General features: G+C 40.3%; 18 protein-coding genes and 1 other annotated feature. Of the genes, 17 read left to right on the top strand and 1 reads right to left on the bottom strand.

All coding sequences use genetic code 11. The annotated features are described in order from the left end of the window. The first annotated feature begins 16 nt into the window (after positions 1-16). From mutM to HBHAL_RS13385, 16 genes are all read left to right on the top strand, one after another. Positions 17-853 (top strand): DNA-formamidopyrimidine glycosylase, encoded by an 837-nt coding sequence (gene mutM / locus HBHAL_RS13460; protein ID WP_014643986.1) that lies wholly within the window; start codon positions 17-19, stop codon positions 851-853. 44 nt (positions 854-897) lie between these two features. Then, the gene (locus tag HBHAL_RS13455; RefSeq protein WP_014643985.1) at positions 898-1497 is read left to right on the top strand and encodes a manganese efflux pump; all 600 of its coding nucleotides are present in this window, start codon (positions 898-900) and stop codon (positions 1495-1497) included. 12 nt (positions 1498-1509) lie between these two features. Continuing rightward, positions 1510-2109 carry a dephospho-CoA kinase gene (coaE, locus tag HBHAL_RS13450; RefSeq protein ID WP_014643984.1) on the top strand — a complete coding sequence of 200 codons (600 nt, stop codon included), beginning with the start codon at positions 1510-1512 and terminating at the stop codon, positions 2107-2109. A gap of 390 nt (positions 2110-2499) precedes the next feature. Continuing rightward, complete coding sequence (locus HBHAL_RS13445) at positions 2500-3534, top strand: glyceraldehyde-3-phosphate dehydrogenase (protein ID WP_014643983.1); 1035 nt, start codon at positions 2500-2502, stop codon at positions 3532-3534. Between the two features lie 278 nt (positions 3535-3812). Further along, the gene (speD, locus tag HBHAL_RS13440) at positions 3813-4190 is read left to right on the top strand and encodes an adenosylmethionine decarboxylase (RefSeq protein WP_014643982.1); all 378 of its coding nucleotides are present in this window, start codon (positions 3813-3815) and stop codon (positions 4188-4190) included. A gap of 173 nt (positions 4191-4363) precedes the next feature. Further along, the gene (locus HBHAL_RS13435; RefSeq protein WP_014643981.1) at positions 4364-4738 is read left to right on the top strand and encodes a hypothetical protein; all 375 of its coding nucleotides are present in this window, start codon (positions 4364-4366) and stop codon (positions 4736-4738) included. A 40-nt stretch (positions 4739-4778) separates the two neighbouring features. Beyond that, complete coding sequence (gene nrdR / locus HBHAL_RS13430; protein ID WP_014643980.1) at positions 4779-5243, top strand: transcriptional regulator NrdR; 465 nt, start codon at positions 4779-4781, stop codon at positions 5241-5243. 49 nt (positions 5244-5292) lie between these two features. Further along, a complete protein-coding gene (locus HBHAL_RS13425) occupies positions 5293-6642 on the top strand; it encodes a replication initiation and membrane attachment family protein (RefSeq protein WP_014643979.1) in 1350 nt (449 codons plus the stop codon). 21 nt (positions 6643-6663) lie between these two features. Then, positions 6664-7596 carry a primosomal protein DnaI gene (gene dnaI / locus HBHAL_RS13420; RefSeq protein WP_014643978.1) on the top strand — a complete coding sequence of 311 codons (933 nt, stop codon included), beginning with the start codon at positions 6664-6666 and terminating at the stop codon, positions 7594-7596. A 181-nt stretch (positions 7597-7777) separates the two neighbouring features. After that, entirely contained in the window at positions 7778-8599 is an 822-nt protein-coding gene (gene ytxC / locus HBHAL_RS13415) for a sporulation protein YtxC (RefSeq protein WP_014643977.1), read from the top strand. A gap of 319 nt (positions 8600-8918) precedes the next feature. Next, positions 8919-10865: a threonine--tRNA ligase gene (gene thrS / locus HBHAL_RS13410; protein WP_014643975.1), complete on the top strand. Its 1947-nt coding sequence runs from the start codon at positions 8919-8921 to the stop codon at positions 10863-10865. 176 nt (positions 10866-11041) lie between these two features. Beyond that, positions 11042-11166 (top strand) — a sequence feature (ribosomal protein L20 leader region). Positions 11167-11243: 77 nt separating this feature from the next. Beyond that, the gene (gene infC / locus HBHAL_RS13405; RefSeq protein WP_014643974.1) at positions 11244-11747 is read left to right on the top strand and encodes a translation initiation factor IF-3; all 504 of its coding nucleotides are present in this window, start codon (positions 11244-11246) and stop codon (positions 11745-11747) included. A 32-nt stretch (positions 11748-11779) separates the two neighbouring features. After that, entirely contained in the window at positions 11780-11977 is a 198-nt protein-coding gene (gene rpmI, locus HBHAL_RS13400; RefSeq protein WP_014643973.1) for a 50S ribosomal protein L35, read from the top strand. 30 nt (positions 11978-12007) lie between these two features. Then, positions 12008-12364, top strand: a complete 357-nt coding sequence (gene rplT / locus HBHAL_RS13395; protein WP_014643972.1) for a 50S ribosomal protein L20 — start codon at positions 12008-12010, stop codon at positions 12362-12364. A gap of 75 nt (positions 12365-12439) precedes the next feature. Further along, positions 12440-12757: a DUF1294 domain-containing protein gene (locus HBHAL_RS13390; protein ID WP_231853948.1), complete on the top strand. Its 318-nt coding sequence runs from the start codon at positions 12440-12442 to the stop codon at positions 12755-12757. A gap of 35 nt (positions 12758-12792) precedes the next feature. Continuing rightward, a complete protein-coding gene (locus HBHAL_RS13385) occupies positions 12793-13365 on the top strand; it encodes a TVP38/TMEM64 family protein (protein ID WP_014643970.1) in 573 nt (190 codons plus the stop codon). A 34-nt stretch (positions 13366-13399) separates the two neighbouring features. Here HBHAL_RS13385 and HBHAL_RS13380 read toward each other — a convergent pair whose 3' ends face one another. Beyond that, a complete protein-coding gene (locus HBHAL_RS13380) occupies positions 13400-13801 on the bottom strand; it encodes a hypothetical protein (protein WP_014643968.1) in 402 nt (133 codons plus the stop codon). A gap of 114 nt (positions 13802-13915) precedes the next feature. Between HBHAL_RS13380 and HBHAL_RS13375 the strand changes: the two genes are divergently transcribed. After that, entirely contained in the window at positions 13916-14398 is a 483-nt protein-coding gene (locus tag HBHAL_RS13375) for a dUTP diphosphatase (RefSeq protein WP_014643967.1), read from the top strand. Positions 14399-14436: the final 38 nt, after the last annotated feature.

The raw sequence follows: 14436 nt of genomic DNA, 5'->3' as shown, positions 1-14436 counted from the left end.
TGAGGAGAATGACACCATGCCTGAACTTCCAGAAGTCGAAACAGTTAGACAAACCTTAAAAAACTTAGTTTTAAAGAAAACTATAGATGATGTTTCAGTGTATTGGGGCAATATCATTAAGAATCCTAGAGACCCTGATGAATTTAAGCGCCTGCTCAAGGGTCAATCCTTTTTGGATATTGAACGTAAAGGGAAATTCATGATCTTTCACATGGATGATTTGGTGCTTGTATCACATCTGCGGATGGAGGGTAAATTCGGTCTTTATGATGCGGAGGTTGAAAAGCCCAAGCATACCCACGTCGTGTTTCACTTTACAGACGGCACAGAATTAAGATACGACGATGTACGGAAGTTTGGAACGATGCATGTGTTTCCAAAAGGGGAAGAATTGGATAGGAAACCGCTTAATCAACTAGGACCTGATCCATTTGATAAAGCCTTTACACTTGATTATTTTTTTCATAAATTGCAAAGAACATCCAGAAATATTAAAGCGGTTCTTTTGGATCAGTCGATTGTAGCTGGGCTTGGAAACATTTACGTGGACGAAGCTTTATACAGAGCACGTATTCACCCGGAACGATTGGCGAACAAGCTTTTAAAAGAGGAAGCGGATCGAATTAGAAAGTCGAGTGTGCAGATCATCGAGGAAGCTATTGGTCTGGGCGGAAGCACAATAAGATCCTATCTAAACAGTCAGGGTAAAATTGGAAGCTTTCAGCAGAATTTGAAGGTTTATGGCAAACAGGATACTAGTTGCCAAGAGTGCGGGGATGTAATCATAAAAACGAAAGTCAGCGGAAGAGGTACTCATATCTGTCCCACTTGTCAATCGTATCAAAATTTTTAGAGTCCCATATACTATTTACACCTTAGCGAACAGGGGTGGAATAGATGGGGATTACGACTTTCACTTTTTTATTTGTAATTGCACTTAGTATAGACAGTTTTGGAATAGGGTGCGTTCTGGGGATGAAAAAGATCAGCCTTTCACTGAGAGGGATTCTAACGATTGCTTTTTTATCAGGTGCAGGATTCATGGTCTCTTCTTACATGGGCGCGCTTATATTGCCGATTGTTCATCCTGATTATGCGGAGAGAGTTGGCGCACTAGCTTTAATAGGAATTGGATTGTATTTTTTATATCAATACTTTCGCAAACCTGATCATAGTCAGAAGAAAGAGCCATGGTCCCAGCCTGCCCGCGTACTTAACGATCCTGTAGCAGCTGACGTTGATCAGTCCGGTGGTATAAAGGGGAAAGAAGTATGGCTGCTGGGAGCCGCCCTTTCACTGGATACACTCGGTGCCGGCATCAGCGGAGCGTTTATGGGGGTTGAACCTTTTGTAACAGCTTTATGGATTTCAATCATTACTTTTATTATGCTCTATGCTGGGATTTTGAGCGGAGCTAAATTAAGTGAAAAAGCAGAAAGTGTCTCGATTGTACCTGCTGTATTGTTAATTACAATAGGGATAATCAAATTAACGTAAGGAGGTTTCAGTTTGACCGTTGTTATTGGATTGACCGGAAGTATTGCCAGCGGTAAAAGTACCGTTTCCCAAATGTTTTCGAGGTTTAACATTCCAGTTGTGGATGCCGATCGCCTTTCTAGAAAGGTTGTGGAACCAGGAGAGTCTGCCTACAATAAAATTGTGGAGGCTTTTGGTTTTCAAATTCTTCAGGATGACCGTACGATTGACCGAAAGCGGCTTGGAAAAATTATTTTTTCGGATGAAGAAAAGAGGCAACAGTTAAACTCCATTGTTCATCCGCAAGTGAGACAGGAAATGCTGGAAGAGAGAGAGGCATACAAGGCTGAAGGCTATCCAGCTGTAGTGCTTGATATCCCCTTGCTTTTTGAGAGTAGACTTACCAGTTATGTAGACCGGGTAATGGTGGTCTATGTTGATGAAGAAACACAGCTGAACCGACTGATGGAAAGGGATCAATCAGAACGTGAAGAAGCCGAAGAAAGAATCCAGGCACAATTATCTGTCACGGAAAAAGCAAAAATGGCGGATGCTGTAATCGATAATAATGGATCTGTAGAGGAAAGTTTTCAACAATTAAAAGACATACTTCATCAGTGGAACATCGTATAGTAACACGTCAGAACTTTTTTAGTTTTGGCGTGTTTCTTATTTTTAGATTCTATGGAAAGTTAGTCATAATTATAGGTCGATGAGGGTGGCTGCGTAAGCGATTTGATGCACGGCGCAGGGCTGAAGCTGAGTCCTGGATTATCGGGAGCTTATCTGTAAACCAAATCCTTTATATGTAACAGACGCATTTTAAAAGCAACGAAACCTTTCTGCCATAAGAAAAATCAGAATTATTGTAAATAGTTTGATAAGGAATCTGCGAAAATGATCATTCTTAGTGTTGCCTACTTTAAAAAAAATCTTGGTTTAACTGAAAAAGCGCTTACAATATGTTATACTATTTCTGAAAAATCGATTTTAAAGTATATCATATATATAGGGGGCTGGAGCATGGGGAAAACAAAGATCGCTATAAATGGCTTAGGTAGAATCGGGAGAATGGTTTTTAGAAAAGCTGCAGCAGATGATTCAATTGAACTAGTAGCAGTTAATGCCAGTTATCCTGCTGAAACTATAGCTCATATGTTGAAGTATGATAGTGTACATGGTCGTTTCGATGGAGAAATTAGAGCGGTAGCAGATGGTTTGGAAGTGAATGGGAAAAAAATAGTGATGTGTTCCACTCGTAATCCTCTGGAATTGCCATGGGATCGTCTCGGAGTAGACATTGTTATAGAAGCTACAGGTAAGTTCAGAACTAAGGATGAAGCCTCTTTGCACATTGAAGCAGGTGCAAAAAAAGTAATTATCACAGCTCCTGGCAAGCAAGTTGATGCAACGATCGTCATGGGAGTAAACGAAGAAACCTATCTCCCGAAACAGCATCATGTGATCTCCAATGCTTCATGCACGACCAACTGCCTCGCTCCAGTAGTTAAAGTTCTGGAAGATGAATTTGGAATAGAAAATGGTCTGATGACAACGGTCCATTCTTTTACAAATGATCAAAAAAACTTAGATAATCCTCATAAAGATTTGCGAAGAGCTCGAGGGTGTACTCAATCCATTATACCAACTTCGACAGGAGCTGCCAGAGCGCTTGGGGAAGTCATTCCCAGCTTGAATGGGAAATTAAATGGTATGGCTTTGAGAGTTCCTACACCAAACGTTTCATTAGTTGATTTAGTCGTGGATCTAAAAAGAGATGTAACAGCCGAAGAAGTGAATCAATCGTTTTCCAATAAGGCTTCAAGAGAGATGAAAGGTATAATAGAGTATAACGAAGAACCGTTGGTATCCATTGATTATACAACTTCGCCTTCTTCTGCAATTATTGATGCTCTTTCTACACAGGTAATTGAGAACCGCAAAGTAAAAATATTAGCCTGGTACGATAATGAGTGGGGATATTCCTGCCGTGTCGTTGATCTTGCGAAATATGTAGGAAATGTAATGAAGCAAGAAAAAGAAGCCCGTGTTTCTTAGTAGCCAATCACCCCATAAGTATCTTATAATAGGACCATCGTGTAAGGTATTATTTTACAGGAACTCTCATTATTAAAAGTTATAGAGAGAGCCATGTAAAAATAAATCTTGCAAAATGGGGGTATAACGTATATACTTCTTTTTGACCTTCTGAATTTCAATCCATTTCATCTCTACTCAAAGGGTTAGGACCTCTCAGGACTAACTTTCCCCCGTGGTAGTGCATGACTGTTTTTTAGAAGGGGAAGAAGTTAATGTACAAAAGGGGGATCCTAATTATGGATACAATGGGAAGACATGTAATAGCTGAACTATGGGATTGTAATGAAGGAAAATTGAATGATATGTCGTATATAGAACAAGTTTTTGTCGACGCCGCTTTAAAAGCAGGGGCAGAAGTAAGAGAAGTTGCTTTTCATAAATTCGCACCTCACGGTGTTAGCGGAGTAGTCATTATTTCTGAATCCCATTTGACGATTCACAGCTTTCCCGAACATGGATATGCTAGTATTGATGTTTACACATGCGGAGATCGTATAGACCCTAATGTTGCAGCTCATTTTATTGTGGAAGCTTTAGAGGCAGGGCGCAATGAAACAGTGGAAGTTCCAAGAGGAATGGGTCCTGTAGAAGTTGAACAGTCACGAGCTTTATAATTGTACAGGTAAAAGCCACACAGAATATTCTGTGTGGCTTTTTTGAATCTTTGTGTGTTCCAAATTCGCATCATACTCACCTGCTTCCTCCATTTGAGTTCCCATTTCTTATTTTGTTGAATCGTGTTAAAATGTAGGAAGCCAATGTCGAATGGAATGAAGGGGTTAGGTAAGTGAAAGCATTTATATCCAGATATTTTAGTAATCATTCGGAAACTAGTGAGCAGCATAAAGATGAGAAACTTGTTACCCATTACTACAATGCTAAGCATGAGGAACTTATTCGTGGAGTGGAGTCTCTGTTTCCCTCCCCTTCAGAAATTGTTGCCGTGTCTAAAGAGCGTGGGGAAATCACAGTAAAGTATAAAGGGAAGAGGCGTGCATTTGTAGTGGCGACGATTATTATGGTGCGTCCTTTTCGGATAGCTGTAGATTTTTCTGTAACAACGGATTCAGGAGGACCTGTAGATTTGGGATTCAGCCGTAATTTAATTGTTAATCTCTATGACGAATTGGATGGACAATTTACTAGAGTGGATCCATCGTAAGGATGCCAATGAAATGAAGACTATGTGGAGTTGATCGAGTTTGAAATGTCCGAATTGCCACTATAAAAGTACCAAAGTCCTTGATTCTAGACCAATTGAAGAAGGACAGTCGATTCGAAGAAGAAGAGAATGCGAACAATGTGATTTCCGCTTTACTACTTTCGAACGTATTGAAGAGGTTCCGTTAATTGTTGTAAAAAAAGAAGGTACAAGGGAAGAGTTCAGCCGTGAAAAACTAATGCGCGGTTTAATCAGGGCTTGCGAAAAACGTCCGGTTGCCGTTGAAGAATTAGAAAATGTGACCCTGGATATTGAGAAAGAATTAAGAAATCGCGGGGTTTCTGAAGTAATGAGTAAAGATATTGGTGAAATGGTTATGGAACGTTTAGCCCACATTGATGAAGTTGCTTACGTTCGTTTTGCCTCAGTTTACAGACAGTTTAAAGATATCAACGTATTTATAGATGAACTGAAAGATTTAATTAAACACGAGGATGAAGAATGAGCCTGACGTGGCTCATTTTCTATTTTCATGAAAGATCGGAGGTGTTGTTGTGAATCATTCTGTAGGAAAGCTTCTTCCGGTGGACGGGTTTCGATTATCTAAGTGCGGAGAACTTCCTGTAAGTGCTTATCGATCACTAACTCATCTTTATCAGCCGATTATCGGTCAATTAGCTGTTTCTTTATACCAAGTATTAGTGTCTGAGTATGATATGGCTTCTTCTGGAGAAATTCAAACCCATCACACCTTGATGTCGTATTTGTCAGTGCCTTTGGATAAAATATACGAAGCTAGAAAAAAACTGGAGGCTATCGGCCTGTTGCAAACGTATCGTTTTTCAACGAGTGAGAAGCAGACGGAATATTTATACAGACTTCACCCGCCTTTTGCACCCGAGGGCTTTTTTCTTGATAATATGCTGGCTATGCTGTTATATCATGAATTGGGCTCAGAAAAATATGAGCAGCTCAAAAGGCGTCTTGTTAAGCAAGAGTATGCAGTGGAGGGTCTTGAGGAAGTGACCGCTACATTCGGAGAAGTTTTTCATTCTCAAACGATTGAAGCGGCAAGGTCTGAAGCCAATGATCAGAAAACAGAAAATTATTCTCGAAAGAGCGGAGGTCCTTTTCTGCAAGATGACTTTGTGGATTTTGAATGGCTGCAAGATGCCTTAAAGAAACGAATGTATCCAAGCGACAAGATACTAACTGGAGCTAATAAGCGTTTGATCACCCAGCTCGCTTCTCTCTACAACTTAAGTTTGTTGGATATCGAAAAAGCTGTTACCTGGGCAATTGATGAAAATTACCGGTTAGTAGCCGATGAGTTAAAGGCAGCTTGCCACGATTTTATGAAGGAAAAGCCTTCAAGCCGAAATTTCAGTCATATTGACCAAAGAGAAAAAGCGGTAGCTGGCTCGAGCAAATCAAAAAGTAAAGGGGATCAGTTTATTGATATGCTGGAGCAAATTTCCCCGCGTGAATTGCTTGAGGACCTGTCAGGCGGTAATAAAGCCTCCGACCAGGATTTAAAGCTGATTCGTGATGTTATGACAGAACAAGGTCTTTCTCCTGGAGTCATGAATGTACTTGTTCATTATGTAATGCTAAAGACTGATATGAAGTTATCCAAAGCCTATATGGAGAAAATTGCTGGTCATTGGACGAGAAAGAATGTGACTACTGTAAGACAAGCCATGAATTTAGCGAAAGCTGAACATCAGAAATATCAGCAGTGGGGCAATCAAAATCATTATAAACGAAAAAGTAAACAGGATGAAGTTATTCCTGCCTGGTTCAACCAGAAGGAAAAAAATAATGAGCAGAGCCATCAGGATTCAGCTGTAAATACGGATGAGATCGCAGAGAGAATTAAAAGGCTGACGAATAAAGGAAACTGAAAATAAGGTGTGAGAAGAGCCATGGAACCGATTCAAAGATCATTAAAGAAATGGATGCGCGATCATAAACAGTTCCAGGAACGAATGAATCGTATGAAAGAAGAGGTTGTCCAGTCTGAGGAAGTGTCACAATTAATCAGAAATCATCCTTCTCTGACAGAAGATGCAGTAGAAAAACAGTTAATTAAATTATATGAATATCAATCTCAATCTAAAGACTGTGAGAAGTGTCCTTCACGGGAGGAGTGTATTAATATACTTCCGGGTTATGTGCCCCGCGCTGAAGTGGAAGGCAGCGAAGTTAAATTAGCTTATGATAAGTGCCGCCGTCAGAGGAAAGTGGAAGAACAGCAAAAGCAGAAGTCTCTGGTGAAAAGTTTACACATGCCAAGGGAAATTTTAGAAGCAAGTTTATCCAGACTTGATCTAAAGGATCCGGACCGTGGCAGTGCGGTGGAAAAGACAGTCCGCTATATTGAAAATTTAAATGAAGAGCTGCCAAGCAAGGGATTATACTTTCATGGACCTTTTGGAGTTGGTAAGACGTACTTTCTTGGAGCTATAGCCAATGAATTGAGCGATAAGAATATTCCATCAATGATTATATATATGCCTGAATTTGTACGAGAGATTAAAGCATCAATTAAAGATGATTCTATGAATGAGAAGATTGAAGCATTTAAAGAAACGCCTGTGCTCATGCTTGACGATATCGGTGCAGAGTCTCAGTCTGCATGGTTTAGAGATGAAGTGCTAGGCTCTATATTACACTATCGCATGATGGAGCGTCTGCCCGTGTTCTTTACTTCTAATTATAGTCTGCCAGAACTGGAGAAAGTACTCATGCTGAGCAATCGCGGTGATGTAGAACAAGTGAAAGCGAAAAGAATTACAGAAAGAATAAAGCAGCTTAGCCAGGCGGTCAATGTAGACGGTCGCAATCGCCGAGAATAACCCCTCTAATTTTTAACGATCTGTATCATGATTTATGACATTGAAACATAAATATAAGATGGAAAAGGACAAACTCATACTTGGAGTCTCGCCTTTTAGGCTTTGTCCACTTCATACTTTTAAAAGGCGTGAAGCCACATGATATAGTTTGGAAGGAAGCCGGGAATTAGGGGGAATACTATTGTTTTGTGTACATTTTTCTAAACGGGCTGAGGCCGTTAGTTTTTTAAAATCCATCGATCATACACAGAGGCATTGGTATCTTAAAGAGTATAATAACCATTTTGCGGTATTGGGAGAAACAGGTTCCTCACTAGATTGGATGTATTATCAGGAAGCGGTTGAGGGACTTTTAATGGTAATAAGAGAAAGGAAATGGCTGGGATGGATAGAAGGTGTTTTAAAACATCGCTATTATTATGTCGATCAGGAGGAAGTCCAGCGGATCTTGGAGATTGCGCATGAATTCGAGGATAAGCCTCCAAAGAGCCTGGACCTGCCCGATGTTAACTTGAATTTAAGAGCTGCTATTCAGAAGTATCTAAGCGGAGACAGGAATGTGGATTTTGATGGATTGAGTGTTTATTGTTTAGAGGATCTTCATAGCACGGTAATCGAATACACGGGGCTGTTGATTGATGAATATAAACAAGAAGAATCCTTTCAGTTGCTTTTGGATTCTTGGAGGTGCCGTGTACACCGCATGGATACGGGTATCCAGCTGTTGCATCTGCTGGAAAATGGTTCACTTCACTACTACCATGATGAGGGCAATTCATTAAGTGAATCCGAGACTTTGCTTTATAGAAGGCAGTATCCTGATGATTCCATTAAAGATCTGCCTCTTCGGTGGAATATCACGCCGGCTCTTGTGCACGCTCCTGATGAGCTTATCATTTATTCAGATAAAACAAATGATTCAGAACTGGAATTATTGATGAGTATCTTTGAAGAGAAGGCCAGCTGGAAACCTCTATCAGAATTTCCTTTTGAAATCTCTTGATTTCCATTGGAATAATGGATATAATACCTACATATTTAAATAACCAGCTATGATAAGGACAACAATACGAAATGACGCTTGATTAGAGAAGGGAGCCACCGGCTGAAAGCTCCTGCCTGACGACTTCGTTATTTACCACCTTTGAGCTTTGCTTACGAACCTTTTTAGTAGTGGGCAGCGCCTAATCCTCGTTAAGGATGAATGAAGCCGCATGGAATGCGGGAATTTTGGGTGGAACCACGAGTGATAACGCTCGTCCCTTAGCTGAGGAAGCTACGGGACGGGCGTTTTTTTAGTACAGTAAAAGGGAGTGTTTATGATGGCCAATGCAATTAATATTAAATTTCCAGATGGAAACGTGAAAGAATATGAGCGCGGCACCACGGGTGAAGAAATTGCCCATTCCATCTCACCAGGGTTAAAGAAACAAGCGCTGGCAGTGAAATTGGATGGGGAACCTTTTGATTTAAGACGTCCAATTGAAGAAGACGGGACGATTGAAATACTTACGTATAAAAACCCGGAAGGTTTAGAAGTGTTGAGACACTCTTCAGCTCACCTGATGGCTCAAGCTGTGAAGCGCCTTTACGGTAATGTCAAACTTGGTGTAGGTCCCGTGATCGAAAATGGGTTTTATTATGATATCGACATGGAGGAATCCATCACTCCAGAAGACCTGCCGAAAATCGAAAAAGAAATGCAGAAGATTGTAGATGAAAACCTCGAAGTAGAGCGAATTGAGCTTTCCCGCGAGGAAGCTAAAGAGAAGTTCCGCCAAATTGGTGATGATCTGAAACTAGAATTAATAGATGATATTCCAGAGGGAGAACAGGTTACTATTTATAAGCAAGGAGAGTTTTTCGATCTTTGCCGGGGAGTTCATGTTCCTCAAACTAGTAAAATTAAAATTTTCAAATTGCTGAGTATTTCAGGAGCATACTGGCGCGGAGATAGTGATAATAAAATGCTTCAGCGTATCTATGGTACAGCTTTTGAGAAGAAAGACCAGCTGGAAGAATACTTGCATCTATTAGAAGAAGCTAAAGAGCGCGATCACCGTAAGCTGGGGAAAGAACTTGAAATATTTACCGTTAATCAAAAAGTGGGACAGGGACTTCCTATGTGGCTGCCAAAAGGAGCGACAATCAGACGTACCATTGAAAGATACATTGTGGATACAGAAGAACGTCTAGGTTACGATCATGTATACACACCTGTTCTTGGAAGTGTTGATTTATATAAGACAAGTGGTCATTGGGATCACTATCAGGATGATATGTTCCCGGTGATGGAAATGGATAATGAGGACCTTGTCCTTCGTCCCATGAACTGCCCGCACCATATGATGGTTTATAAAAACCAATTATACAGTTATCGTAATTTGCCGGTAAGGATTGCAGAGCTCGGAACTATGCACCGCCATGAAATGTCAGGAGCTCTAGCTGGTTTACAGCGCGTTAGGGCCATGACTTTGAATGATGCTCATATATTTGCCCGACCTGATCAATTGAAAGATGAGTTTAAGCGCGTTGTTCGACTCGTACAAGAGGTTTACCATGACTTTGGAATTAATGATTATTATTTCCGACTTTCTTATCGCGATCCTGAGGACAAAGAAAAGTATGTGGATAATGATGAAATGTGGCATAAAGCCCAGGACATGCTGAAAGAAACAATGGAGGATATGCAGCTTGAATACGTGGAAGCTGAAGGCGAGGCCGCTTTTTACGGTCCTAAGCTCGATGTTCAAGTGAAAACAGCACTTGGGAAAGATGAAACGTTATCGACGATCCAACTCGACTTCCATTTACCTGAACGCTTCGATCTAACGTACGTTGGAGAAGATGGAAATGATCACCGCCCTGTCGTTATTCACCGCGGCGTCGTATCAACTATGGAGCGTTTTGTCGCTTTTCTAATAGAAGAATATAAAGGGGTCTTCCCTACATGGCTGGCGCCCGTACAGGCGAAAATTATTCCTGTTTCAGCTGATGCCCATCTTGACTATGCTAAAGAGTTAGAAGATGAATTAAGACAGGCCGGTATTCGTGTTGAAGTAGATGAACGAAATGAAAAAATCGGCTATAAAATAAGGGAAGCACAAATTCAGAAAGTACCGTTCCAATTGGTTGTCGGAGATCGGGAAATTGAAGATAAAGCTGTTAATGTACGCAGATATGGAGAACAGGATTCAGCTACAAAATCAGTGAACAAATTTAAAGAAGAAATTAGAAATGAGATTGACCAGAAGCTGTTAAGGAAATAAGTGATAAACACGGGGGTGCGTCCCCGTGTTTATCACTCATAAGTTTACAATTCAGACCTTGATTTTTAATCCAGTATCCTTTAAGCTATTAAAGGTGTAAGTAAAAGAACAAGAGACTTATTGACATTACTCAATAGGCATGCTATTATAGTTTAGGTAACTTAATGAACGGATCTAGAGACAAGTAGAAGCACCCGCTTCTCACCTGATTGACGCTTCAAGCAGTTGGCAGGTTATTATTTCCTTTGTTTTCTTAGGAGACGTGTGGGTGCAGTATGTGTACCGACACTTTTTTTATGCTGAAAATTCTTGTCGATGACAGATCTAATAGAAGTTTTCTAAATATGTTGGAGGTGGCTCAATATTAGCAAGGATAACATGAATGTTAATGAGAAAATTCGTGCCCGTGAAGTTCGTCTAATCGATGTAAATGGTGAGCAGCTTGGAGTTAAATCCCGTAATGAAGCATTAGATATTGCGGCTAACGCAAATCTTGATCTAGTTATGGTAGCTCCTAACGCTAAGCCTCCGGTTTGCCGAGTGATGGACTACGGAAAGTACCGCTTTGAGCAGCAGAAGAAAGAAAAAGAAGCTCGCAAAAAGCAAACCATTATTAAGGTTAAAGAAATTCGCCTAAGTCCGAATATCGAAGAGCATGACTTCAATACGAAGCTTCGTAATGCTCGTAAATTCTTGAGTAAAGGCGATAAAGTGAAAGCATCTGTCCGTTTCCGCGGTCGTGCGATCACACACAAAGAACTTGGTCAGAATGTACTAGAGCGCGTAGCTGAAGAGTGCAAAGATATTGCCCAAGTTGAGACCAAGCCTAAAATGGAAGGTCGAAGTATGTTTCTAATGCTTTCTCCTCTAAACGAGAAGTAAGAAACTGTAAAAAGTAAAAGGAGGAAATTCACATGCCAAAAATGAAAACCCATAAAGGTTCTCAAAAACGTTTCAAAAAAACAGGTACAGGTAAAGTGAAACGTTCTCACGCATTCACTAGCCACTTGTTCGCAAATAAATCTACAAAACAGAAGCGTAAACTTCGTAAAGATACACTAGTTTCTGCTGGAGACTACCGTCGTATCAAGCACATGCTTCCAAAAGACTAATAACAGAACGAATAAATAGGAGGGATTCCCATGCCACGAGTAAAAGGTGGAACAGTGACACGTCAGCGTCGTAATCGTGTCCTTAAACTAGCAAAAGGGTATTATGGTTCAAAACATGCTTTATTCAAACAAGCAAAACAACAAGTAATGAAATCAGGTCAGTATGCGTACCGTGACCGTCGTCAGAAAAAACGTGATTTCCGCAGACTTTGGATCGCACGTATTAACGCGGCAGCACGTACAAATGACATTTCTTACAGCCGTCTTATGCACGGGTTAAAGCTTGCTGGTGTTGAAGTAAACCGTAAGATGCTTGCTGATCTTGCTATTAGTGATGAGCAAGGATTCGCGAATCTTGCGGAGCAGGCTAAATCTGCACTTAAATAAAGACTTTTAAGCGTAAATACGCTGGAGTCGAACAAACAATTTTGTTATAAAAAAGCCATTTCCGAACGCCTGGAAATGGCTTTTTTATATGAGGCAGGGAAAACAATGAAAATAGCATTTGGATTTATAGTTATAAGCGTAATCGTCATGTCCCTGATCTGCTTCTATCTTATGGGAAGGGACAAAAGAAAGGCAGTAAAAAATCAGTGGAGAGTTTCTGAAAAAACCATATGGCTTGCAGCTATTCTGGGAGGCGCGTTAGGAGGGTGGGCAGGTATGCATGTTTTCCACCATAAAACCAAACATCGTCTTTTTGCCCTGGGACTGCCTGTACTTGCTGTACTTCAAGCAGGCTTGATTGGATACGTATTTGTTCAGTTCTACCTTTCCTGATGTTCTCATAAAATGTAGCTAGGGAGGGGGATTGAATGGGCGACACATCTTCTGCAATCCTTACATGGATCGAACATCAAGAAGCCTGGGCACCGCTCTTATTCATAGGTATTCATTTATTAAGGCCTTTTCTGTTTTTACCGGTGATGCTTGTGTGCATCACGGGAGGGGTATGGTTTGGTCCCATTGCGGGCACCGCTTATTCAGTTATTGGTACTATGTTATCAAGCCTTCTTTTCTATCGTACGATTCGGTTGGTTCCCTCAGGGTTGAAAAGGCTTCGAGGACTGAAGGAAAAGTGGATGAAAAAGAATGCTCACTTAACGGTTAAGCAAGTGGCTGTTCTTCGTTTGATTCCTTTTATTCATTTCAATTTACTATCCTACTGTTTATTGGAAATCAGCGCGGATTTCAAAGAATATGCAAAATCTTCCCTTTTTGCAAACTTTCCCTTAGCTGTGATCTACACGTCCATGGGGCAGTGGATTTCTTTATTGTCCATCCCTATGATGATAATTTTTTCAATTTTTTTAGTTGTATTAAGTTTTACAATCCGAAAGAAAATTGAAGTCTTTGTTTGGAAAGATTTCTTTCATACTGCTCCATGAAAAAAGGCTGCTCCACATCGTGGATCAGCCTTTTTTAATAATTGTCATCTAAAGGATGAATAATCAAGCGATTAATAGGATATTTCCACTCAATGGAGGCATAAGGGTAGCGTATAAGGATTTCCTGCTCTAGAAAATAAATGTCTTCTCGATCCAGTCCTTGAAGCCTTTCGGGCTCATGGGTGCTCACGTTAATCGTAACCACCTCGAAGGAATGCTCCGTCGTGCCTAAATATTTCTCTCCTTCAAATACAAACCCTTTGTAAGTCATAAGAAAGTTCTCTTTTGTATTTTCTTTGTTATCATGAAAATAAAATTCTTTTTTATCACGGGCCAGTTCCAGTTTCCTTCGTGGATTAACAGCAAATTTGTAGGCTGTATATAAGATGAATGCAATAGCAATTAGTAATAATATACGAAAAAGGATTATGATCATACTTATCGTCTCCCTATTTTTGGGTTAGTAGTTTATATACGTTTTGAAGTGTCGTTTTGTTTCAAAAAATGATACATTTATTAAGGATACGCTTTTGGGAAGGAGTCAGATCTTATGAATTGGGAAACCTTATACCTTATGCAGGAAAAGCTCGATCATTATATTGAAACACATCATCAACTGAATAGCTCAGAAAACATAAAAGAAAAGGTCCTGGCTCTTCAAGTGGAATTAGGTGAATTAGCAAACGAAACGCGCTGCTTTAAATTCTGGAGTACCAAGCAAGCCAGTGCGAAAGAAGTAATTTTAGAAGAATATGTAGATGGTCTTCATTTTATTTTATCCTTAGGGTTGGACCTGGGGCACCGGTATGAGTCGCAGCCTGTTACACCTTTTGCATCACAAACAGAAGCTTTTCTAGCGGTGTATTCCCTAATAGAACAGTTTCGTAACCATACAAATGACCAAAATTATAAGAAATTATTCGGAAGCTACCTTAGCCTGGGGGAGACGCTGGGATTTAGTGAAGCTGAACTGGTTCGTGCGTATCATGCTAAAAATGAAGTGAATTATGAACGGCAGGATCAGGGATATTAAGAGCAAAGAGACGCAATTTTTTGTGAAATCGCTTAAAA

Origin of the sequence: Halobacillus halophilus DSM 2266 (assembly GCF_000284515.1) — a bacterium.
GTDB lineage: Bacteria > Bacillota > Bacilli > Bacillales > Halobacillaceae > Halobacillus > Halobacillus halophilus.
Note: the sequence above shows the minus strand (reverse complement) of the source record. Positions and strands in the feature narration are given on the sequence as shown.

Bases quoted from the DNA above. Each gene is read 5' to 3' on its own strand.
- mutM (WP_014643986.1), top strand. From the start codon at position 17: ATGCCTGAACTTCCAGAAGTCGAAACAGTTAGACAAACCTTAAAAAAC.
- HBHAL_RS13455 (WP_014643985.1), top strand. From the start codon at position 898: ATGGGGATTACGACTTTCACTTTTTTATTTGTAATTGCACTTAGTATA.
- HBHAL_RS13445 (WP_014643983.1), top strand. From the start codon at position 2,500: ATGGGGAAAACAAAGATCGCTATAAATGGCTTAGGTAGAATCGGGAGA.
- speD (WP_014643982.1), top strand. From the start codon at position 3,813: ATGGATACAATGGGAAGACATGTAATAGCTGAACTATGGGATTGTAAT.
- dnaI (WP_014643978.1), top strand. From the start codon at position 6,664: ATGGAACCGATTCAAAGATCATTAAAGAAATGGATGCGCGATCATAAA.
- thrS (WP_014643975.1), top strand. From the start codon at position 8,919: ATGGCCAATGCAATTAATATTAAATTTCCAGATGGAAACGTGAAAGAA.
- infC (WP_014643974.1), top strand. From the start codon at position 11,244: ATGAATGTTAATGAGAAAATTCGTGCCCGTGAAGTTCGTCTAATCGAT.
- rpmI (WP_014643973.1), top strand. From the start codon at position 11,780: ATGCCAAAAATGAAAACCCATAAAGGTTCTCAAAAACGTTTCAAAAAA.
- rplT (WP_014643972.1), top strand. From the start codon at position 12,008: ATGCCACGAGTAAAAGGTGGAACAGTGACACGTCAGCGTCGTAATCGT.
- HBHAL_RS13390 (WP_231853948.1), top strand. From the start codon at position 12,440: ATGGCTTTTTTATATGAGGCAGGGAAAACAATGAAAATAGCATTTGGA.
- HBHAL_RS13385 (WP_014643970.1), top strand. From the start codon at position 12,793: ATGGGCGACACATCTTCTGCAATCCTTACATGGATCGAACATCAAGAA.
- HBHAL_RS13380 (WP_014643968.1), bottom strand. From the start codon at position 13,801: ATGATCATAATCCTTTTTCGTATATTATTACTAATTGCTATTGCATTC.
- HBHAL_RS13375 (WP_014643967.1), top strand. From the start codon at position 13,916: ATGAATTGGGAAACCTTATACCTTATGCAGGAAAAGCTCGATCATTAT.